Source organism: Flavobacterium sp., from assembly GCF_044368625.1.
GTDB lineage: Bacteria > Bacteroidota > Bacteroidia > Flavobacteriales > Flavobacteriaceae > Flavobacterium.
Genome location: NZ_JBIPPD010000005.1, coordinates 12977 through 35456 on the forward strand (window position 1 = coordinate 12977; position 22480 = coordinate 35456).

A 22480-nucleotide genomic window follows, 5' to 3' on the forward strand; every position below is an offset into this window, starting at 1 on the left:
ACCAACTACAGGTGTTTTTTTAATTTTAATAAATGATTGATTTGTTTGATATTTTTACTTTCGATGATTTGGGGAATTTCACTGAATAATATAGCGTCCATACCGCAATTCATTGCACCTAAAACGTCTGCTTGAATACAGTCGCCAATCATAATGCTATTTTTGTTTTTCGCATTCGCTTGACGCATTGCAAATTCAAAAATCAAAGGATTAGGTTTTTTAACACCTACGGATTCGCTATTGGTTATGGTTTTAAAATAAGGCGCTAATTGGAATTATTTATTTTATTATTTTGAACATCATGAAAACCATTGGTTATGATATGCAAATTAAATTTTGGCTTTAAATAGTCTAAGATTTCAATCGCACCTTCAAAGAGATGATTATTTTCGGGCAAATATCGAATATATTCATCTGATAAAATGGCAATTATTTCCTCTTCAAGTTCCATTTCAAACAAAGCAAAAGTTTCCTTCAATCGTCCGTAGCGCAATTCATCTTTGGAAATTTTATCTTCTCGAAACAACTCCCAATATTTAAAATTTATAGGTACGTACTGCGCTACAAATTCTGACGGGTTGACCGGTATTTTATTTTTGGGCAAAATTTTCTCAAAAGTCAACGCCGAATTTTTTTCAAAATCCCACAAGGTATGATCTAAATCAAAAAACACATCAGAAATAGCGGTTTTCAAATTATTTTCCTTTTACAATGACTGCGTTATCAATATGGTAAATCCAGTCTTCGACATCTTTTTCATTGATGCGAAAAGTTCCTACTAAAGTTACATATTGATCGGTTTTCAATTTTGGTGTAGCCCCTTTAAACTTGATTCCCATAATCGTTTCTGGCCCCGCCTGACCACAGAAAAAGCAGGATGCAAAAACATTTTTGCTCAAAGCATAAGTTGTGTTATCGATTGGAATAATGAAACCACTGATTGCAATCTGCTTACCCGCTTTTTGTTTAAGTAACGGACTTACTTGTGGATACATGATTTCGCCGTATTCTTTATCGGCTTTTTTAATAAATTTGATCATCCCCAAAAGCTTCCAATTCAAGGAGTCAATAGCTGTTGCTTCAAATGAAGAAGTAATCCCTTCCGCTTTAAATTTTGGGGCAAGCTTCGTTTCTTTTGCCGAAGCAAACAAAAACGCAAACAAAAAAGATATGATAAATACTGATTTATGCATAAGCTAAAGTTTTTGAAATATTAAGTCGATACGCTTTTATTGCTGGAATCAACGCTGCAATTATACCCACAAAAATAGTGATTAAAAATAAAATCAGCTCTTCTCTAAGTGCCAGTTCAAACGGGTCAAACGCCATTTTATAGTCGTCCTCGGTTGCGTTTGAAATAAAATACAAACCGAGCCTACCAACAACTGTACCAAACACAAATCCGATGAGGCATAAAAAAACACTTTCGGCAAGTACCAATAGCAAAAGCTGTAATCGAGTTGCTCCCGAAACCCGCATTAATGCAAATTCGTATTTCCGTTCTTTGAGGGTATTGTACAAAGCTATAAAAATGCTGATTCCTGAAATGAGCATGATTCCGTAAGCCAAATATTGCAATGCGTCAAGGCCAATTCCAAAGAGCGAAAACAATCGGTTGATTTCGATAGCTGGAGAAGCTGCCTGCATACTTGTGTTTTGGGCAATAAGTCGCGGCCAAAGTACGAACCCCATTTTATTTTTAAATTTTATTAAAACGGACGTAATTTCATGATCTTCTTCATGGTTATGTGCTTCTTCATCGTGATGGTGTTCTGCTCCTTCTTCATGGTGATGCGCTTCTTCATCATGATGGTGCTCTTCTCCTTCTTTATGCTCGTGCTCCACACTTTCGATCGCTTCCTCTTCGTGGTGGTGCATCGCCCAAACACTTTCAATATTGGACAAAATCAAATTATCGATAACTTTACCCGTTTCGGAAGCTATTCCTACCACTACATATGGATGTTCCTCGTGGACTTCGCCTTCCTCTGCATCTCCATGCGAGCTTAAAAATGTGTCTCCTAGTTTAAGATTCATTTTTCTAGCCACTTCACTTCCCAAAACCACCTCAAAATTCTTTGAAAAAAGGACTCCAGTAGCCATCCTGGCATCATACTTTTTTAAATATTCTTCTGTAGTTCCGAGAATTTTGAAACCGCGGTAATTATCGCCAAATGCCAGTGGAATTGCTGTTTTTACAAAAGGATGTGTCATCCAGACCTTAGCCTCACCATAATTGATATTTCCTGTTGGAGCGTCCATTTGATACACCGAAGAAAGAATTAATTGCATCGGACTTCCCTTGGCACCAATCACTAAATCGACACCGTCAATATTGCTTGAAAACTGCTTTTCAAACTGTTTTTGCAGCAAAATCAATAACGAAATTATTGCCACACTTGCTGTTAACAAAATAACGCTAAGGACAGTGTTGAGTGGTTTAAACCACATATTTTTCCATGCAATTTTACCAATCATAACTCGATAGTGCTTTTAAAACGTTCTTTTAATCGTTGATCGTGTGTTACTATAACTAATGCTGCATTGTATTTTTGAGCTAAACCAGCAAGCAAATCCCCTACAATTTTTGCGTTTTCATTGTCTAAACTGGAAGTGGGCTCGTCTGCCAAAAGCAACTTCGGCTCATTGATTAAAGCCCGTGCAATGGACACCCGCTGTTGTTGACCGACACTTAAATTTTGGGGTAATTGAGATGCACATTTATCTAAACCTAAAAGCGACAACAGTTCTTTCGCTTTTTCTTTCTTTTTGGTTTTATCGGTTAACCAAGAGGCCAATTCGATATTTTCTAAAACAGTTAATGCTGCAATAAAATGCGATTTCTGTAAAATCAATCCAATATTTTGACCTCTAAAATGGTCTAATTTTGTCGAAGACAGTTGGCAAATATTAACATTATTGATGTAAATTTCGCCTGAAGTAGGTTTCAGAAGTCCGCCAAGTACATGCAATAAAGTCGTCTTTCCTTTACCAGAAGCGCCCGTAATCAACAACGCTTGATTGGACTCGCATTGCAAATTGGGAAACTGAAATTGCGTCTGGGAATTGTACTGAAATCCTATTCCTTTCGTAAGAATCATCTTATAAAAATGTTTATTGAATCAGGTCGCAAGATAGCGAATCCCAAAAAAATTCTTTTATTTTTTAACGTAAGATTGATATTTACAGAATTCCCTCGTCTGCAAAACTAAGATAATCGTTGTTAGTAATTATCAAATGATCCAAAACATTTATATCTAGCGTTTTCCCAGCATCTTTAATCTTCTGAGTAATTTGTTTATCGGCTTCGCTGGCTTTCAAAATTCCCGATGGGTGGTTGTGGCACAATATAATACCCACTGCATTTTGTTCAAATGCCGTTTTAAACACAATCCGTACATCTACTACTGTTCCAGTAATTCCGCCTTTACTGAGTTGGGATTTATAGATTACTTTGTTGGAATTATTAAGGTACAACACCCAAAATTCCTCGTGGACAAGTTCGCCAATAATAGGATGCATAATATCGAAAACGGCTTTGCTAGAGGTGATTTTTTTCAAATCTACTTCTTCCTCAGATCCTCGCCTACGACCAAGTTCCATAGCAGCCAAAATGGTTATGGCTTTTGCTTCGCCAATTCCTTTAAATTCCATAAGTTGTTGCAATGTCATGCGTCCCAAAGCTTTGAGATTGGCTACACTTCCTATGATGCGTTTGCTCAAATCAACGGCACTTTCATTCCGACTACCAGAACCGATTAAAATGGCTAAAAGTTCGGCATCGCTCAACACTTGTTTGCCTTTCAGCATTAATTTTTCACGAGGTTTGTCGTCTTCGGCCCACTGTTTTATTGGAAATGAAGTATTTGGTTCCATGGCTTGTAATTTTGTAAGATTATACTAAAATCGGCTTCCAGGCGTTTACATCCTGAAAATAAAATACTAAAATAATGAAAATACTTTATAGTTTGGGAATCTTATTGCTAATTTCATCTGGAAATCAAGAAAAAAATTTTGAACAGAAGTTGGCGAAAGCTGCAATCCAATTGACCAAAAACGAAGTGGTTTACAACGGAAAATATGTTTCGATTCCGTATCCCAACGGCGATGTACCCTCAGGTCAGGGTGTTTGTACCGATGTGATTATTCGGGCGTATCGAGCATTAGGAATTGATTTACAAAAAGAAGTCCATGAAGACATGAAAGTACATTTTTCAAAATACCCAAAAACGTGGAGTTTGAAAAAACCTGATACCAATATTGACCATCGTCGTGTACCCAATTTAGAAACTTTTTTTACGCGAAAAGGACAAAAATTACCTGTCTCTCAAAACCCATCCGACTATAAAACAGGAGACTTGGTAACGTGGATGATTAATGATAAATTGCCACACATTGGTATTGTGACGCATTTAAAATCCAGTCCTGATGCTTCGGGTGGAAAACGGCCTTTGATTGTGCACAATGTGGGTGCCGGTCAAGTTTTGGAAGACTGCTTGTTCAGTTACAAAATTGTCGGACATTTTAGGTATAAAAAATAAACCACTAGGATTGAAAGTCCATAAATTTGGTTGTCAGACTTAAAGTCTGCAAGTTTGAAAACATATAAAAACCGCAAATTCGCAAATTACAAACTTAAAAGCATAAAATAATTTGCAAATTTGCGGTAAACACTTTTAGTGCCTGAAAGGAAATGGCACTAAAGTACATACATTTAACTGAAATTCGAGACCAATAAAAATCGCCTCCAATGAAAGCGATTTTTATACATTTCCAGAATTTTCAATTTAAAGTAAACCTTGGACTTCATCAAAATTCAAACCCCCATAATTCCCAGAACTCATTAACAACAAGGCACTTTCTTTGAGGTTATGTTCGTGCAAAAAACCTTTAAAATCGGTTGGATTGGTGTAAATAATCAAATCATTTCGGTTGAAAGCTTTCGAAATTTGGTCGTAAGTGACTTCTTCTAATTGCTTAATTTTTACTGCATCAGGCGAATAAAAAACCACTGCAATATCAGCTGCATCAAGAGCTCCTTCATATTCTTTTAAAAATTCGGCATTCAAACTGCTGTACGTATGCAATTCCAAACATGCTACCAATTGCCTATTCGGATATTGGGCTTTTACAGCTTGTGTCGTTGCTTTTACTTTACTTGGTGAATGTGCAAAATCTTTGTAGGCAACCGCTGTTTTGGTTTCGGCAATTTTTTCTAACCGTTTCGAAGCGCCTTTAAAAGTGGCAATGGCTTCATAGAAATCGGCTTCATCGACGCCCATATTTTGACAAATCCATTTGGCTCCAGCCAAATTATTTAAATTGTGGGCTCCAAAAACCTCAATGGGCATGGGTCCTTCTGGAGTTTCAAGTAAAGTTACCCCGTTTTCCACGGTATACTCTGGCGTTTTGTAGGCAATTTTCCGTATCGGATTTGTTGCGGATTCAGCTGCTCTTTTCACCTCTGAATCGTCCTCATTATAGACCAAAATGCCGCCGTTGGTAATTTTTTGAATAAAAATTTCAAACTGTTCTACATAATTTTCATAGGTCGGAAACACGTTGATATGGTCCCAAGCAATTCCAGAAATCAAAGCGATATTGGGTTGATACAAATGAAATTTCGGTCGTCGATCAATGGGTGATGACAAATATTCGTCGCCTTCCAAAACGATAAAATCATTTTCTTTAGTCAAATGTACCATCGTATCAAAGCCTTCGAGTTGGGCTCCAACCATATAATCTACGGCAATATTGTGGTAATGCATCACGTGCAAAATCATCGACGTAATTGTAGTTTTTCCGTGCGAACCACCAATAACCACACGGGTTTTGTTTTTGGATTGTTCGAACAAAAACTCTGGATAAGAATAAATTTTCAGCCCTAACTTTTGGGCTTTCAGTAATTCAGGATTGTCGGCTTTGGCATGCATCCCGAGAATAATGGCATCAATATCCTTGGTAATTTTTTCTGGAAACCAACCCATTTCGTCGGGCAACAAACCTTTTTTTGCCAGTCGTGTTTTGGATGGTTCAAAAACAGCATCGTCGCTTCCCGTTACATAATCGCCTTTTTGGTGCAAGGCAAGGGCTAAATTGTGCATGGCACTTCCGCCAATTGCTATAAAATGAGTTCGCATTTTTAGGTATTTTTATTTTTCAAAAGCCTGCTCTAGAGCGGCAGCTTTCTTGGATTGATTCAATTTATTTTTGTACAAATTATACAATTTCTGGTACGTTGTTTTCGACTGACCGATTTCAAAAGCTTTTTTATACTCGGGTTCTGCTTTTAAATAGCGACCGAAATATTCCTGGATATGGCCACGCGCCAAATAACCGTCCACGGGAGAAATGACCACTAATTCATCCGCATATTTTTGTGCTTTTTTTTCGCTTCCGCCCAAAATTCCTGGGACTTGCAAATAAAATTCGACCAAAGCCCAACGGGTGTCAATGTGTTTGGCATCTAATTTAGCCGCGGTTAAAAACGCATTTTCCACATCGTCTAGCAATCCCAAGGCTGCAAATCGGCTTCCTTCTTTGGCTTTCATGCCCAAAACCCCACCGTATTTGTAGTGGTAATTGGCATTCTTCGGGTCGGCTTTTTTTAACTTTTCGTAATATTTGATCGCTTCGTTCCAGTTTTTGGCATGACCAGCAATGTCGCCAAGGTATTCAATGGCTTTGTAATTTTTAGCATCACTTTTTACAATTTTTTCAAAAATGGGTTTGGCCAAAGCAAATTTTCCCTGCTGAAAAAGTTGTTCGGCCTTTTTGAAATCATTTGCAAAATACTGCATAGGAATTAAAAGTAATAAAAGAATGAAGTGGTGCATCAAATATATTTGTTTCAAAAATACTAAATTGACTTTAAATAATGTTTCGTTTTTAAAAATGATTAACCGTTTATGGTTGTCACAATTTTTTGTATTTTGCCTAACAGAAAAAAAGTTTCGACTTGTCCCAACCTTTTTCGGAATTTTCTCCTCTTATCCATTAAAAACTTGTATCCATGAAATGTTTTTTAACAATTGTTTTATGCTTTTCTTTTTCGCTAATTTTTGCTCAAGATTTTAAATCGGAATGGCGGGAAGTGATTCAATTTGAATTGGATGGCAAAATTACGTCCGCTCACGATAAAGTAAATGAAATTTATAAAAAAGCAAAACGCAAAAATTTCGAAGATCAAATTATCAAGTGTTTTTTCTATCAATCCAAATTTTTGCAGGTTCGAAACGAGAATTACCATTCGAATGTGATTAAAAATTTGCAGACAGAAATCGACGAATCAAAAGGAAGTAAAAAAGCAATTCTAAATTCTATTTATGCTTCTATTTTAGAAAGTTACTACCAAAACAATCGTTATGCTATCAACAAATTAACCGATTTAGCAACGAATGAATCTGTCGATTTCAAAACTTGGACGGGTAACGATTTTGAAAAAGAAATTGACCTCACTTACGCATCTTTATTAAAAGACGAAAACGAGTTACGCAATACCGGCATTGAAAAATTCTCCTCCATTCTCGAAATTTCGCCTTATACAAATGCAGCGAAAATGAGCGTTTATGATTTTTTACAACCAAAAGTAATTAGTCATTATTTTAAAAATTTGTACGTCTTGAGCGACAAAAAATATCAAGATTTAGTAAAAAAATTAATTACCACTTCGGAAGTATTTGTTCAAGCTAATATGGACACTTTATCGATTGAAAACCTTAAAAAGGGCATTCAAATATTGCAAAACAACGAAAAATACGGCTTAAAAAACAACCTAAAAACTGTTCACACTTTGCAATACAATCGGATGCAATTGTTTTCTAAAATTATAGCCGACAAAGAAAATTACTTTATTGAACTGTCTCTTTTAGAAAAAAAAGTAAAGAGCAATTATTTACGTCAGGACATCAAGGTTGATTTTACCAAATTTTATGCTTCGTTAACTTCAAAAGAAAGCAAAAAGAATTATTATCCTGAAGTGCTTTCTATGATTGATACGATTTTAAATCAAAGAGAAAATCCCAATGCAAAAGCCAATGCCGAAAGTTTGAAAGAACGCATTCTGAGAAAACAACTCACATTAAATATTCCGTCCGAAATTTATCCCCAACAAAATTACCGGGCTTTTGTAGAATTTAAAAATATCGATTCGCTGCAAGTAAGTTATTACAAAATTCCAATCGAAATTCTAAAAAAAATAGATATTGGCGATCGTTATTACAGGACATCTCAAAACAAACAACTTGATCGTGATTCGATAGTATTCAGTTTTATCGAAAAAAATGAACCTTTAAATTCAGTTGTAAAAACGTTACCAAACAAGACTGATTATTTTGAATATTCTACAGAATTAGTGATGGAACCGTTAGAAGTAGGCTCCTATTTATTGTTTTTCGAAACCAAAAATAATCGCAACAATCCGAAAAAAGCTTTTGCTTATAAAACCCTACAAGTTTCGAATATAAATTATGTTCAAGAAAGAGAAAGCAACAATGACGTATTCCATTTATTGCACCGAAAAACAGGCAAACCCATTGAAAACGCGATAATCAAAAATAATGAGTCTACACAAAAAACAAATCAAAACGGGATGGCAGAATTTCGACTATCCGACCAAGAATCAGATTTATACAGCGAAGTTTTGTTTGTAAAGGACATCGATACCCTTTTTACTTCTTATTATAAGTCCAAAAAAAAGACGAATGAAACCGACGAAAAGTTTGAAGCCCTAGCCAACGTTTTTTTTGATCGAGCGATTTACCGTCCGGGACAAAAGGTATTTTTTAAAGGCTATCTGTTTCAAAATAAAAACAATGTAAAAAGTGTGGTTCCTCATTTGACGGTTACTGTACGTATAAACAATGCCAATTCGGAAGAAGTAAAAAAATTTGACATTCAAACCAATGAATTTGGAAGCTTTACGGGCGAATACGAGATTCCGAAAAATGTTTTTACAGGAAACTTTTTCATCACCATTGAAAAACCTGATACTTATGAGGCAGACACCAAATATTACAATAAAAAAGAGGACGAGCACTCGTTTTGGGATCGTGTTGATTTCAGTGATTCAAGAGAATATCCGTTTCAAGTTGAAGAATACAAACGTCCTACATTTGAAATTACTTTTGATGCAATCAAAGAAAACTTCACGATTGGCGATTCTATATCTGTGAAAGGAAACGCCAAAACATTTGCAGGAAGTAATTTGACGAATGCGAAAGTTTCATACAGTCTTGAACGAAATGTTCAATTAAAAAAGGGCAATTTTAACAAAGATGAAAACAAAATAAACAAAGAAATACTAACCGATGAAAAGGGCAATTTTACTCTAAATTTAAATGCTTCAAAAGCAGGCTTATCAAATGAAGAGATTGCACTGATGACTTTTTATATCAATGTAAGTATTACCGATGTAAATGGCGAAACAAGAACAGCTAACACTTCTATTAAAGTTGGTGCGGAAATGCTACAACTTAATGCGATTATTTCGCCTATATTGATTCAAGGCAAGAAAAATAAACTGCAAATTAAGGCAACAACATTAAACGATTTCCCAATAAATGCCAAAGGTACCATTGCGTTTGTGCAACTCAGTCAGCCCAATTTCCTAATAAAAAGAGTGCGTTTTCCAGAACTGAATAGCATCGATAAAGATTTATTTACAAAATTATTTCCCTTTGAAGCTTATGACGAAAAAGCAACTGCAGTTGAAGAAAAAATAGTAAAAACGATGGCTTTTGATACCAAAAAATCTACTGAAATTGACTTGGCTTTCTTGAATAATTTTGAAACATCAAGTTACAAAATCAGATTAGAAGCCCAAGATCAAAATGGAAATACCATCCGTACTGAAAATGATTTCAGTTTAACCACAAATGATAAAAAAGCAACGGATGAATCGTTATTTGTGGTGCAACAAATCGAATCGAAAAGCAATGATTTTGTTTTTGAAATCAAATCGGTTCTTCCCGATTTGTACGTAACTACACGAATGTATGATGACAATCAAAAAATATCAGAACGTGTTGTACAGTTAAAAAATGGTCTTGCAACCGTAAAAATTCCTAAGCAAGGCAATGACAAAACCGACTTAAATTTCCACTTTTCAACATTATTGGAAAACACCTATTTCGAAGAGGAACTAACAATTAGTAAAGAAGAAATTAAAACTCAACTTGATTTTGAAATCACAAGTATGCGAAACAAAATCGAACCTGGGAGTCTTGAAAATTGGTCGTTTGTACTTAAAAACTCAAAACTACAAGCGGAAGTTGTAGCTAGTATGTACGACATGACTTTGGATCAATTTGCAACTTCAAACTGGAAAATAAATAATTTTTATAACCGAAAAACAAGACCACAAATTATTTATAATTATAATGAGTGGTACGACAACACCATTCGCTTTACTAATTTATATTTCAGTTCAGAATATTACCCTACAAACGTTCCTTATCCAAAAATAAATTGGTTTGGATTTAGTTTTAACACTAAAAACAAATACATCAGCGACAGATATCTCAATAAAGTTAGGGCAAATGCTTTAATTCCAGCAAATGCTAAATTCGTTTACGGCATTGTAACTGAGGGAGACCTGCCACTTCCTGGCGTGAGTGTAGTAGTAAAAGGTACCTCGCGGGAAACTCAAACGGACTTTGACGGTCGTTATAAAATCGAAATGGCTCCAGGAGAAATCCTTGTATTTAGTTATCTTGGTTTTGAAAATAAATCGGCGGTATTTTCCAATGAAAAGCAAATAAATATTAAATTGAAAGAAGCAGATGCGGTGTTTTTAGCATCCGTTGTGGTTCAGGTATCCTCTGAGACAAAAACTTTACATACTGGGACTGCGAATATAATTGTAGCCGATAATGCTGTTTATGATAGTGATGGAAATGACGATTTTAATTATTACCGCGGAAATATTTATACTAAAAACGTTTCTGTTCTTGAATCACTGCAAGGTCAATCGCCAGGGCTCAATTTTATTGCAAGTTCAGGAAGTCCCGGAAGTGCAAAATTTAACGGGTTCATTAGAGGTGCATCATCTATTAATGGCAATACAGATCCTCTTCTTGTTGTTGATGGTATTCCTGTTACTGCAGAAGAATTTAGAAAATTGAATCAACAAGACATTCAATCGGTTACTGTTTTAAGAGATGCTTCGGGAATAGCCATTTATGGAAATAGAGCAAAAAATGGTGTCATAATTATTACCACCAAAAACGAAATGAAAGCTTTAGAACAAGTCAAGACCAGAACAAATTTCAACGAAACGGCCTTCTTTTATCCAAACCTTAGAACCGATGCAAAAGGGAATATAAGCTTCAGCTTTACTTCGCCCGAATCCTTAACCAAATGGCGTTTGCGATTATTCGGTCATAATAAAAAAGCAGAAACAGGTTACTTTCAAACCGATATTATTTCGCAAAAAGACATTATGGTGATGCCGAACATGCCGCGATTTGTTCGTGAAAAAGACGTGATAAATTTGACTACCAAAATTGTCAACATGACCAATGAAATCAAGACGGGAAATGCCGTTTTATTGTTATTCGATGCCGCAACCAATACCGCAATTGACTCCATAACAATGAATTCAAAAAACTTGAAAGTCTTTACTTGTAAACCCAAAGAAAGCGTGGTGGTTGACTGGACGATTACCGTTCCCGAAGGAGTCCTAGGTTTGCGATACAAAGTGATGGCAAAATCAGGATCCACAAGCGATGGCGAAGAAAATATTTTACCCGTCTTAACCGATAAAATTTTGATAACCGAGAGCATTCCGATTTGGGTAAAGGGCAATACCAAACGCGAATTTACTTTGCAAAATTTAAAAAATAATACCTCATCCACGTTACAAAATCATACCTTAACGTTCGAATATACTTCCAATCCGGTTTGGATGGCGTTGCAATCGCTTCCCTACTTGATGGCGTACGAACAGGAATGTTCGGAACAAATTTTTGCGAAATATTTTGCCAATTGCTTGGCGACAAAAATTATTGCTTCCAATCCAAAAATTGAGAAATTGTTTCAGAAATGGCATGATGAAAAGTCGGTGGAATCCAAATTGAAAATGAATGAGGAGTTAAAATCCATAGTTTTAGCTGAAACGCCTTGGCTTTTAGATGCCGAAAGCGATGACGAGAAAAACAAGCGATTGGCTGTTTTAATGAATTTGTCTACTCTAAAAGAAAATAATGCTGAAACGTATAAAAAATTAGAAGAAAAAATGTTGCCAAGTGGCGGTTTTCCTTGGTTTAATGGTGGAACGGAAAACCGATTTATTTCGCAATACATTTTATCAGGAATTGGACGTTTAAATGCTTTATTTCCAGAAGACAGTTTGAAATATAAAAGTATTGTTTCGAAGGGAATTCCAAATCTGGATCGTCAATTTGTTTCCCATTATTCCAAAAAAGAAAAAATTGTTCGTCCTAGCACTTTAAATTTGAACTATTTATACACAAGAAGTTTTTACCTCAAAAATTATACGATACCAACCAAAGTAGATGCATTGATTCAATTACAGTTGAAGCAATGTAAGGAAGATTGGCTCACTTATTCGCTGTACGAAAAAGGTATATTGGCTTTAGTTTTGCATCGATTTAACGAAAAAGATTTTGCTAAAAAAATCATCACAAGTTTGAAAGAAACCGCTTCGAGTAACGAAGAAATCGGCATGCATTGGATTGAAAACAAATCGAATTCTAACTGGTTTCATTCTAATATTGAGACACAAGCTTTATTGATTGAGGCTTTCGCCGAAATAGATCAAAAAAAAGAAATCATTGACGCGATGAAAGTCTGGCTGATTAAAAACAAACAAACCAATCGTTGGCCTACCACAAAATCAACAACAGAAGCTGTTTTTGCTTTAATGAATCAAGGAACCGATTGGGTTTCTTTAAAGGAAAATACCAAAATTAGCATCGGTGATGAGAAGTTGATTACCAAAAAACTGTTGCGCAAAGACGACGAACAGCAAACCGGATATTTGAAAATTCAATACAATGCCGAGGAAATTTCTCCAAAAATGGCAACTGTTTCGATAGAAAATAAAACTTCCGCTCAAGGTTTCGGCGGCGTTTATTGGCAATATTTTGAATCCTTAGAAAACATCAAAAAAGATTCGATAAGAACGATTTCCATAGACAAAAAACTATATAAAAAAGCCAGCAGTAGTAAGGGTTTTGAACTAATCGAATTGAACAAGGAAACGGTAAAAGTGGGCGATCTAATAACCGTTCGACTGATTATAAAAACCGAATCCGATTTAGAATTTTTCCACCTTAAAGATTTGCGAGCTTCAGCATTAGAACCTATTGATGTAACTTCGACGTACGAATGGAAAGGGAATTTTAGCTACTACAAAAGCTCGAAAGATGTGTCGACCAACTTCTTTTTCGATCGTTTAAACAAAGGAACCTATGTTTTAGAATACGATTTACGAATTACCAATAAAGGCGATTTTAATAATGGAATTTCGACCTTGCAAAGCATGTATGCGCCAGAATTCTCCGCTCATTCCGGAAATAGTAAAATCAGTATCAAACAGTAAATAAAAAACCCGAAAGCGTCCACTTTCGGGTTTTTTTTATGTAAAAATAGGATTGAATTACTTTACAATCGTCATTTCATCCACGATGTGTTTGGCACCGGCATATTTGTCGATAACCCATAAAACGTAACGAATATCCACGTTGATGGTACGTTGTAATTTTGGATCAAAGATTACATCGCCAGCCATTGCTTCAATGTTTCCGTCAAAAGCAAGTCCGATAAGTTCTCCTTTTCCGTTCAATACTGGCGAACCTGAGTTTCCTCCTGTAATGTCGTTATCAGTTAAGAAGTTAACCGGCATATAACCCGCTTTATCTGCATACTGACCGAAATCTTTGGCTTTGTTCATTTCGATGATTCGGGTTGGCATATCAAATTCGGCATCGCCTTTTTTGTATTTTTTTACCATTCCGTCCATCGTTGTGTAGTTATTGATTTTTGCATCGTTACGTTTATCCGCTGGCAAAGCACGCACTTTTCCGTATGTCAAACGAAGTGTAGAATTTGCATCTGGATAACTGATGGTATTTAACTTTGATTCTCTTAAACCTTCTACCAAAACTCTAAATGATTTCTGGAAATCGTTTTCTAAAGCAGCTAGTTCTGGAGATTTCGCACGATATTGTGCCAATAAATCAGAAGAAATTTGATACAAAGGATCATTTTTAATTACTTCTGCATCTGGATTTTTCAGGTAATTTTCTAATTTTTCTTTACTTGTAAAAATACTTTTTTCGGTAGCACCGTTTACAAACTTGGTAAAATCACCGTTATTTTCTGCCTTTAGTTTGGCTACCATAGCAGGTAAACCATAAGCAGCACCTTTTGCAGCATATAAATTTAATTGTGCGGTTAAAACATCTTTCTCTAAAGGTGCATAAAACTCTGTGTAAGAACCCTCAAGTGCTTCATTAAAACGCGGCAACATTTCGGATCTTTTAGCTTCATTTTCAGAAGCATATTGGATTAAACCATTACCTAAACTAGCAGGCATTGCACCGTAAGCCGCAGTTCGCAACAACTGCATCAAGTAACTGTCGTGACCTGATTTCTCGTTTGTTGCATTGTAATATTTATTAACCGTTGCAATTGCGTTACCGTATTTCGCTTTATTTGATGGCTGGTTGGCCCATTTATCAAACTTCGCTTCTTGAGCTGCTTTGGTTTTTGCGGTTCCAAATTTGGTTAAAGCATCGATCATTCCTTGACGGTTTTTCCAATAATTGGCTGTTGAAGCATATTTGGAAGCATAAAGTAAGTTTACTTTTTCGTCTTTGGTCATGTATTTTTTCATGTTGTCCATGCCTGTTTTAGCACCTTCAACCCAAGCTGGATAAGCAAACTTCACGTTTTGCTCTATTCCACCCGCCGGCATCCAACGGTTGGTTCTACCTGGATAACCCAAGATCATGGCAAAATCATTTTCTTTTACCCCTTTTAAACTCACAGGCAAATGGTGTTTTGGTTTCAACGGAACATTATCTGTAGAATACTCTGCTGGATTTCCTTCTGCATCTGCATATACTCTAAACATTGAGAAATCTCCCGTGTGACGTGGCCATTCCCAATTATCGGTATCGCCACCAAATTTTCCTACACTTTCTGGAGGAGTTCCTACCAAACGAACGTCGGTATAATCTTGGTACACAAAATAGTAATATTCATTTCCTTGAAAAAACGGACGTACAGAAACGGTGTATTTTCCACCTCCGTCATTCTCTTTTTGGATTTTTGCGATTTCCTGATTGATTGCTTTCTCGCGCTCCAATTCGGACATTTTATCATTTACCACGCCTAAAATTCGTTTTGAAACGTCGTCCATACGAACAAAAAATCGTACGTACAATGATTTTGGTTTCATCTCATCTTTTAGAGTCGCAGCCCAAAAACCGTTTTTTAAATAATTTTGTTCTTCGCTTGATAATTCAGCGATGGCGTCGTATCCACAGTGGTGATTGGTTAAAACCAAACCTTGACTGGAAACAATTTCAGCAGTACAACCCCCATTAAATTGTACAATGGCATCCTTCAAACTGTGGTTGTTGATGCTGTAAATTTCTTCTGCAGTTAATTGAAGTCCCATTTTCTGCATATCTCTGTGATTCAAACGTTCAATGAACATCAAAAACCACATCCCTTCATCGGCTTTTACAGTTGCCGGAATTACCATTATGGAAAGGGTAACGAATAAAATAATTTTTTTAAACATGTGTGTAAATTAAATTGTTAGTCTTTGTCAAAATTCGTAAACTATTTTGGCGGTGCTAATATACTTTATTTTGCGAAGTTGATTTGAAAATTCAATTGCAAACTAATTCGATTGCGTAGTTTTTAACTTTTATTTTGGAAATTGAGATTTAAAAATGAAAACTTGGCAGATTTACAGACCATTTCAAATCTAAATCATACCACAATTGTCCCTGAACCACCTCGAGAGGAGCATCAAAATTATTGGTATACAAACCTCCTGTTCCCAAACCTTGCGGCAGTTCCGATTGAAGCGTAAAGGTAAATTGTGCAAGGGCATTTAACCCAATGTTACTTTCCAAAGCCGAGGTAATCCACCAACCGATGTTGTGTTTTTCGGCAACAGAAATCCACTCTTGAGTACCTTGAAATCCGCCAATCAAACTCGGTTTAAGAATAATGTACTGCGGTTTAATTTTTTGAAGCAACTTTTCTTTTTCGTCAAGCGAAAAAACACCAATTAATTCCTCATCCAAAGCAATGGGGAAAGGTGTTTTTGCACACAAATCAGCCATTTCAGAAATTTGGTTTTGCTTGATGGGTTGTTCGATACTGTGTAAATCGAACGGATGCAGTTGATTTAATTTCCCCAACGCTTCTTCCGCAGAAAATCCGCCGTTGGCATCGACTCGAATTTCAATGGTTTCGGCGTCAAAATGTGTTCGGATGTATTGCAACAATTCTAGTTCTTTTTTGAAATCAATGGCCCCAATTTTGAGTTTGATACATGTGAAACCTTCAGCAAGTTTTTGCTCAATTTGTGCTTTCATAAAAGCAGGTTCGCCCATCCAAACCAATCCATTGATAAGCATACTTTTTTTGCCGTTTGTAAAATCAGATGGAAATAGTTCCAATGGATTTTTACTTTCCAAAGACAAAAAAGCCATTTCCACGCCAAATTGAATCGAAGGAAATTCGGTTAATGTGTCGTATAATTGTTGCTTTCCTAGATGAATATTTTGGCAAACCCATTGCAGTTTTTCTTCATAATCGGGTCGGTCGTCAATGCTTAAACCTCGAAGGATGCCGCATTCGCCAATGCCTTTTTTACCTCCTTTTTCAAGAATTAAAAACCAAGTTTCTTTTTGTGTCAAAACGCCCCTCGAAGTTCCTGAGGCTTGCTTAAAATCCAAGATGTATTTTTGATACGCAGCAACCATCATGATTTATTCTTGAATTAATTTCAAAATTCGGTTAAAATTTTCGGATGCAAGTCCCGCTTTTTTCATTTCGTCAAAATCACTTTTTGTGCGGGAATTCCAATTTTCGGTGGCAGAAACATTTTGGTTCTTGTATTTTTTGTGCAAGGTTTTGGCTTCGCTAAATTGGTCGTTTAACAAATAAGCGTGTGCCAAATTTAGTTGAATCAACAATTCGGACGCGTCCATTTTTTCAGCTTCTTTGAGATATTTAATTGCTTTTCCAAATTGTTTTGAATAGATATAATAAGTTGCCAAAGCATTGTAATCCATTACTTTTCCGTTTTGATTGTCAATCAAACCCACATGTAATAATCGAATGGCTTTGTCGTAATTTTTTTTCTGGAAATACTGGAATGAATTGACGCGAACACTGTTGAGAATACTTTGATTTTCGGCAGTATTGGTTAGGCATTTAGCACCAAAATCCCGATAAGCTTTTGATTTCTCTACTGCTAGAAGCTTTTGGTATTCTGAAAACGTATATTTCTGTGTGAATTGATCTAAAATACAAACGCAAAAATCATTTGAATTGCCTATTAGTTCGGCTAAATCGGAGGTTTTACACAAATCCAAAATGGATTTTTTATTTTCTTGACTCCAACCTTTGCTCAATTTATAATCGACCCAAGGCACAATTTCGAGTACAATTTTTTGTTTCATAATCCAATTTTTGCTTTCAAAGGCAAACCAAATGTTTTGGGCATTTGCTTTGAGGCATTTGGAATTTTCTAACGAAAGTAATTTGGCTTCCTTGCTCAAAGGATTGTTTTGCTCGAAACAAGCTCCAACGGTTTCGCCTGAATTTTTATATTTTGCGGCACTTTCTTCGTTAGAAAATAAGGCGTATGTGCATTTATCGTCGCCTGAAATTTTGGACATTAAAAAAACCGCTCCCGCCGAACCCTGACTGATTCCAGAGGGATCGGGAACAGATTTTAACAACGAAACCAAGCTAGAGGCCAATTGTTGGTTGTCGTCAAGCAAGGTGATTCGGTAAATGATTTCGGTAGTTCCTTTTGGAAAATCCTCTGATTTTACTGAAATTCTGTCTCCTGCGGTTAACGAAATCTCTTTGGAAGTTGCACGCGTTTTATCCCAATAGCCGGTTTGTTGGGCAGAAAGGGAAAATGTGAAAAAAAGTACGATGTAAGAAAAAAAGTTTGTTTTCATAGTAGCCAAAAATTTACCAGATAGCCCCGATAGAAGTGGTATTGCCGCCTTTTTCGGCGGCAATAAGAACGGATAGCGGGAATATGGACTGCCGAAAAAGCCCGAGCCATCCGCTCCTAAACGTTTTAAAGTTCGATTGAAGCGCCAATTTCGAGTAGCATCAAATCCTTTCCAGCCTCGAAAAATTTTTTAACGGCTTCTTTGTGGTCGATTTCGATGTAACCAAACGTGTCGAAGTGGTAACCCAGAATTTTGTCGCATTCTACAAAATCGGCGGCGATGATTGCGTCATCCAGGTCCATAGTGAAGTTATCTCCAATGGGCAAAATGGCCAAATCGAGCGTAGTGCGAAGCGGAATCAATTGCATGTCGAACGTCAAAGCAGTATCGCCTGCGATGTAAATATTTTTATGTTCGCCTTCGATGACAAAGCCACCGGGATTTCCGCCGTAAGTGCCGTCTGGAAAACTACTGGAGTGAATAGCTGTGACGTATTTGAGTTTACCAAAATCGAAATTCCAGCTTCCGCCGTGGTTCATGGGATGGGTTGTGAAACCTTTTTTTTCGTAATAACCTGCGATTTCGGCGTTGGAAACGATGGTTGCGTTTGTGTTTTTGGCAATGATTTCAACGTCAGCAATGTGATCTCCGTGGGCGTGCGTGATTAAAATATAATCGGCCTTCAAAGTACTTACATCAATGTGTGAAGCTTTTGGATTGGGCGAAATATAAGGATCTACGATGATGTGTTTTCCGCCAACTTCAATGCCTAACGAGGCATGACCGTAAAATGTTATTTTCATGTGATTTGGAATTTAATCCTCCCCCAACCCCTCCAAAGGAGGGAGGCTGTTGGGATAGGAAATTTATAATTGAGGATTTGACATCTGGGATTTGGGATTTAACTGTTAACCACTAAATCAGAGAGTAAATAAATCAAACTCAGCGACAATAAAATGGACAGTAGAAAGGTGCTGATGGCTAATTTTTTTAATTCTGGATCGAGTAATTTGGAGTTTTTGGTTTTATAAACGGTAATTAAATGACTGATCAATGGAAAATAAGCTACGACAAAAAAGTAGGTGTCAAAATTGAATTTTTCGGGTTCCACATCTTTGTTGAAATCGATAAAAATGGCAAAAATCAAAACAAGAATCATCGCTCCAATGACTAGAACATAATGGTATTTTTTAGCGGCTTCGATTCCGATTTTGACAACAACGGTATTTTTATTCGACAATTTATCGGATTCTACATCACGCATATTGTTGAGATTTAAAACCCCTACGCTCAAAAAACCGATGGCTACTGCTGGTAAAACCAAAATCCAATCAAGTTGTTTGGAATATAAAAAATTGACACCCAATGTGCTGACCAAACCGAAAAAGACAAATACAAACAAATCGCCATAACCCGAATAGCCGTAAGCGGTGTTTCCTACTGTATAGCGAATGGCGGATATGATGGCTAAAATTCCGAGCACTAAAAAGATGAGCGAATACCAAATATAATCGACTCCAAAAGCGAAATAAATCAACAAAACCGCTGAAATAAACGTAAGAACGGATGTAATAACAATGGCTCTTTTCATCGCTGGGGCTGAAATTACACCACTCTGAATCGCGCGTTTAGGGCCAACTCTATTCTCGTTATCCGTTCCTTTGATCCCGTCGCCATAATCGTTGGCAAAGTTGGAAAGAATTTGCAAACCTAAAGTGGTTAACAAAGCAAATCCAAAAAGTTGCCAATTGAACACTTCGGTTGGTGTTAGAACGTTATCAGTAGGATATGCCAAAGCATACATACTTCCTACAATAATTCCGGAAACCGACAAGGGTAATGTGCGAACTCGAGCTGCTTCAATCCAATGTTTCATTTTTTTACTACTTCTTTTTTTAATTAAATTTATTCTTTTTGGACTTACATCCAATTAACATTTTTGGTTTCGACAGTATACAACCAAAGATTGACATAATGTTGCACTTTGGTAAAATTACCCAGCGAGAAATGCACGTCTCCTCCCGCGGTGTGAATAGTTATTGAACCAATATCGGGCGATTTGTGCCAAAACAATTGCGAGGTGGTCAAAGCCTGAATTTTGTCGATTTCGATAATTTTGTTGTCTACATCCCAAGCACCACCTTGTATAATGATATAATTTTCATTGACAAAAAGGCGGCTATTTCGGTAACCAAAAAACAGTACAATCGCTGCAAAGATAGTATAACCAACTGCTACAAAAACATAATCAAACGCTAAAGGTTCGAGGTAATATCCGAAGCCTAAATAAAAAGAGAGCGGCACTGCAATACCTAGAAATAACGAAAATACGAGACGCCTCCAATTGGGTTTGAGCATTAGGCCTTTCTGCGGAATTGTATTGAAAATAAGTTTTAGTATTTCGCTCTTCTCACTTTCACTACATCCTGGAATTTCAATTATATTTTTTTGTGCTTCGCCTTCGCTACTGGTGGCTTGTTGGATTTTTATCTCCAAAATATCCATTTTTCGCTGAAAAAAGTTTCTTGTAATGGTAGTAATTTGCACTTTTTCGGGTTTGATAATCGTGCTTTTAGTATTGAACAAACCGTGGCTCAAAAGTAACGAACCTTTCTGTTTGGAAATGGTAAAATCAAAAAATTTCACGATAGTTCGCACAATATTTACAATTAGAACGATAACCACTAATACGATTCCAACAATTAAAACACCTCGCAAAATAGTTTGTGCCTCAAAAAAGTCTTCAAACTGGCTTCCATCGAGGTAATCTTTTTCGGAAAAATTTCGAAGATTTTCTTGCACTGTACTGTAAAATAAAAAGAGTAGTCCGATACTTCGCAAATAATTGGAAGTGATTCCTATTTTTAATAAGGTAAGAAACCCAATTTTGATAAACGGTTTGGGCTCTTCAATCACTTCGTTGTCGGTATGAAGTTGCGACTCCTCTGTTTGTCCCATTTTCTTTTCATTATCGAGCAATCGTGATTTTAAAGCCAATGCCAATTGATGTGAAATGGCTTTGATGGCACCTTCTTTTTTAGCACTTCCAGCCGTGTCAACTTCCAAGGCATAAACGCCAATAATTTTCTGGATAAACGACTGATTGATATTTACTTGCTGGATTTTTTCCAGTTGAATAGCCGTTTTTGTTTTGTTAAAAATACCTTCGCTAATTACGAACTCGTTATTTTTATCATCAATAAAGAACGTAAAATTGCGGTAACGAAAGTAAGATACAATGCCGAGAAGCAATAAGAAAATTACAATACAAGAATAAAGGTACAGCGGATTAATCTTGCTTGGTTTGACAAAATAAATTAAAATCAGTGGCAAAAAAGCACGAACCACCTGCTGTAATGAATACAGAAAAACAACTAAAATTCCAATTTTCGATTGCCTTTGTGGCTGATTAAAAGATGCTTCCATTACAATTGCTGCTGAATTTTGCCCATTACCAATTGCTTTATTTTTTCGGCGTGTTCTTTCTCAATTCCAGGAATCTCAATATCCGACGAACTTCCACCAGCGGTAAAAATTTCTACTTTGGCCAAACCAAAATAACGCGACAGCCAACCTTCATGCAGTGCCACGTGTTGGACGCGGTTGTATGGAATAATCGTGGTATTTGTAGCAATAATACCGTCGCGAAAAAGCACATCGTGTTCTCTAAACGCAAAACCCTTTTTGCGAAAAGCTACACGTAAAATTATATAAGTGATTATTACAAGAACAAAAAATCCTGCCCAAATGTAAGGAACAACCGATTCAATCTCATCAATGAGATAAGTAGCCACTCCAATACCAATACCCAAAATGAGAAGCCCTAGACCGCGATTGATGAGCAACACTTTCCAGTAATCGGGTTGCAGTTTCTGAAATTCAACTGCTTCAAATTGGGGGAGTTGATTGGTGTCGATGGTAGTATTGGTAAAATGTTCCATGAATAAAAAGGGTAATTGACTTTATCTAAATTAAATGTCTATTGCAAAATTAAGTGCCTATTTTACTACGTAAAAGTACAAAAAAAACAACAGCATGAAAATCGAATACATAAATGACTTTTTGATAGGACTAAAAATAAATTATTTAAAAAAAATAGTGGAAACAAATGAAGTAATATCTGGTAATAGTGATACAATTGATTTGAATTAAATAATACATTTTTAAACACAACTATCCGAAAGTTTTAGAATAAAAATGCCTGAGAATACCTTAATTTGAAAAATCTCTCAAAAAATCTCAAATATGGCAATTTTCAGGCGTAGCAAAAATACAAATAAACCTTTACTTGGTCA

General features: G+C 36.2%; 15 protein-coding genes and 1 pseudogene. 2 read left to right on the top strand and 14 right to left on the bottom strand.

Annotated features, from left to right (window positions below; translation table 11 throughout):
* Window positions 1-5: 5 nt before the first annotated feature.
* The 5 genes and pseudogenes from ACIQ2X_RS00835 to radC all read right to left on the bottom strand — a co-directional run bounded on the left by ACIQ2X_RS00835 (window position 6) and on the right by radC (window position 3876).
* Window positions 6-673 (bottom strand): annotated as a pseudogene (locus ACIQ2X_RS00835) (YjjG family noncanonical pyrimidine nucleotidase).
* Between the two features lie 22 nt (window positions 674-695).
* Window positions 696-1193: a hypothetical protein gene (locus ACIQ2X_RS00840; protein WP_396176974.1), complete on the bottom strand. Its 498-nt coding sequence runs from the start codon at window positions 1191-1193 to the stop codon at window positions 696-698.
* Window positions 1186-2478 carry an ABC transporter permease gene (locus ACIQ2X_RS00845; protein WP_396176975.1) on the bottom strand — a complete coding sequence of 431 codons (1293 nt, stop codon included), beginning with the start codon at window positions 2476-2478 and terminating at the stop codon, window positions 1186-1188. The genes ACIQ2X_RS00840 and ACIQ2X_RS00845 overlap by 8 nt, the downstream gene beginning before the upstream one ends.
* Entirely contained in the window at window positions 2475-3101 is a 627-nt protein-coding gene (locus ACIQ2X_RS00850; RefSeq protein ID WP_396176976.1) for an ABC transporter ATP-binding protein, read from the bottom strand. Before ACIQ2X_RS00850 ends, ACIQ2X_RS00845 begins: the two co-directional genes overlap by 4 nt.
* 82 nt (window positions 3102-3183) lie before the next feature.
* Window positions 3184-3876 carry a DNA repair protein RadC gene (gene radC / locus ACIQ2X_RS00855; RefSeq protein WP_396176977.1) on the bottom strand — a complete coding sequence of 231 codons (693 nt, stop codon included), beginning with the start codon at window positions 3874-3876 and terminating at the stop codon, window positions 3184-3186.
* A gap of 74 nt (window positions 3877-3950) precedes the next feature.
* On the opposite strand from radC, the gene ACIQ2X_RS00860 reads away from it, so the two are divergent.
* Window positions 3951-4541: a DUF1287 domain-containing protein gene (locus ACIQ2X_RS00860; protein WP_396176978.1), complete on the top strand. Its 591-nt coding sequence runs from the start codon at window positions 3951-3953 to the stop codon at window positions 4539-4541.
* Window positions 4542-4787: 246 nt separating this feature from the next.
* Here ACIQ2X_RS00860 and murC read toward each other — a convergent pair whose 3' ends face one another.
* Entirely contained in the window at window positions 4788-6140 is a 1353-nt protein-coding gene (gene murC, locus ACIQ2X_RS00865) for a UDP-N-acetylmuramate--L-alanine ligase (protein WP_396176979.1), read from the bottom strand.
* A gap of 12 nt (window positions 6141-6152) precedes the next feature.
* Window positions 6153-6854, bottom strand: coding sequence for a tetratricopeptide repeat protein (locus ACIQ2X_RS00870; protein ID WP_396176980.1), 702 nt, complete (start codon window positions 6852-6854; stop codon window positions 6153-6155).
* 158 nt (window positions 6855-7012) lie between these two features.
* Here ACIQ2X_RS00870 and ACIQ2X_RS00875 point away from each other — a divergent pair, with 158 nt between their 5' ends.
* Window positions 7013-13564: an MG2 domain-containing protein gene (locus ACIQ2X_RS00875; RefSeq protein WP_396176981.1), complete on the top strand. Its 6552-nt coding sequence runs from the start codon at window positions 7013-7015 to the stop codon at window positions 13562-13564.
* A 57-nt stretch (window positions 13565-13621) separates the two neighbouring features.
* Here the strand turns inward: ACIQ2X_RS00875 and ACIQ2X_RS00880 are convergent, their stop codons facing one another.
* The 7 genes from ACIQ2X_RS00880 to ACIQ2X_RS00910 form a co-directional block, all read right to left on the bottom strand.
* Window positions 13622-15775: a S46 family peptidase gene (locus tag ACIQ2X_RS00880; protein ID WP_396176982.1), complete on the bottom strand. Its 2154-nt coding sequence runs from the start codon at window positions 15773-15775 to the stop codon at window positions 13622-13624.
* 148 nt (window positions 15776-15923) lie between these two features.
* A complete protein-coding gene (locus tag ACIQ2X_RS00885; RefSeq protein WP_396176989.1) occupies window positions 15924-16973 on the bottom strand; it encodes an o-succinylbenzoate synthase in 1050 nt (349 codons plus the stop codon).
* A 6-nt stretch (window positions 16974-16979) separates the two neighbouring features.
* On the bottom strand, window positions 16980-18185 hold the full coding sequence (locus ACIQ2X_RS00890; protein WP_396176983.1) for a tetratricopeptide repeat protein: 1206 nt from the start codon (window positions 18183-18185) through the stop codon (window positions 16980-16982).
* Between the two features lie 125 nt (window positions 18186-18310).
* Window positions 18311-18988 carry a metal-dependent hydrolase gene (locus ACIQ2X_RS00895; RefSeq protein WP_396176984.1) on the bottom strand — a complete coding sequence of 226 codons (678 nt, stop codon included), beginning with the start codon at window positions 18986-18988 and terminating at the stop codon, window positions 18311-18313.
* A 98-nt stretch (window positions 18989-19086) separates the two neighbouring features.
* A complete protein-coding gene (menA, locus tag ACIQ2X_RS00900; protein ID WP_396176985.1) occupies window positions 19087-20061 on the bottom strand; it encodes a 1,4-dihydroxy-2-naphthoate octaprenyltransferase in 975 nt (324 codons plus the stop codon).
* A 44-nt stretch (window positions 20062-20105) separates the two neighbouring features.
* Entirely contained in the window at window positions 20106-21611 is a 1506-nt protein-coding gene (locus tag ACIQ2X_RS00905; protein WP_396176986.1) for a PH domain-containing protein, read from the bottom strand.
* A complete protein-coding gene (locus tag ACIQ2X_RS00910; protein WP_396176987.1) occupies window positions 21611-22126 on the bottom strand; it encodes a PH domain-containing protein in 516 nt (171 codons plus the stop codon). The genes ACIQ2X_RS00905 and ACIQ2X_RS00910 overlap by 1 nt, the downstream gene beginning before the upstream one ends.
* Window positions 22127-22480: the final 354 nt, after the last annotated feature.

What these genes read in the sequence shown, in the direction of transcription:
- ACIQ2X_RS00840 (WP_396176974.1), bottom strand. Translation starts at nt 1,193, where the DNA reads ATGCATAAATCAGTATTTATCATATCTTTTTTGTTTGCGTTTTTGTTT.
- ACIQ2X_RS00845 (WP_396176975.1), bottom strand. Translation starts at nt 2,478, where the DNA reads ATGATTGGTAAAATTGCATGGAAAAATATGTGGTTTAAACCACTCAAC.
- ACIQ2X_RS00850 (WP_396176976.1), bottom strand. Translation starts at nt 3,101, where the DNA reads ATGATTCTTACGAAAGGAATAGGATTTCAGTACAATTCCCAGACGCAA.
- radC (WP_396176977.1), bottom strand. Translation starts at nt 3,876, where the DNA reads ATGGAACCAAATACTTCATTTCCAATAAAACAGTGGGCCGAAGACGAC.
- ACIQ2X_RS00860 (WP_396176978.1), top strand. Translation starts at nt 3,951, where the DNA reads ATGAAAATACTTTATAGTTTGGGAATCTTATTGCTAATTTCATCTGGA.
- murC (WP_396176979.1), bottom strand. Translation starts at nt 6,140, where the DNA reads ATGCGAACTCATTTTATAGCAATTGGCGGAAGTGCCATGCACAATTTA.
- ACIQ2X_RS00875 (WP_396176981.1), top strand. Translation starts at nt 7,013, where the DNA reads ATGAAATGTTTTTTAACAATTGTTTTATGCTTTTCTTTTTCGCTAATT.
- ACIQ2X_RS00880 (WP_396176982.1), bottom strand. Translation starts at nt 15,775, where the DNA reads ATGTTTAAAAAAATTATTTTATTCGTTACCCTTTCCATAATGGTAATT.
- ACIQ2X_RS00885 (WP_396176989.1), bottom strand. Translation starts at nt 16,973, where the DNA reads ATGGTTGCTGCGTATCAAAAATACATCTTGGATTTTAAGCAAGCCTCA.
- ACIQ2X_RS00890 (WP_396176983.1), bottom strand. Translation starts at nt 18,185, where the DNA reads ATGAAAACAAACTTTTTTTCTTACATCGTACTTTTTTTCACATTTTCC.
- ACIQ2X_RS00895 (WP_396176984.1), bottom strand. Translation starts at nt 18,988, where the DNA reads ATGAAAATAACATTTTACGGTCATGCCTCGTTAGGCATTGAAGTTGGC.
- menA (WP_396176985.1), bottom strand. Translation starts at nt 20,061, where the DNA reads ATGAAACATTGGATTGAAGCAGCTCGAGTTCGCACATTACCCTTGTCG.
- ACIQ2X_RS00905 (WP_396176986.1), bottom strand. Translation starts at nt 21,611, where the DNA reads ATGGAAGCATCTTTTAATCAGCCACAAAGGCAATCGAAAATTGGAATT.
- ACIQ2X_RS00910 (WP_396176987.1), bottom strand. Translation starts at nt 22,126, where the DNA reads ATGGAACATTTTACCAATACTACCATCGACACCAATCAACTCCCCCAA.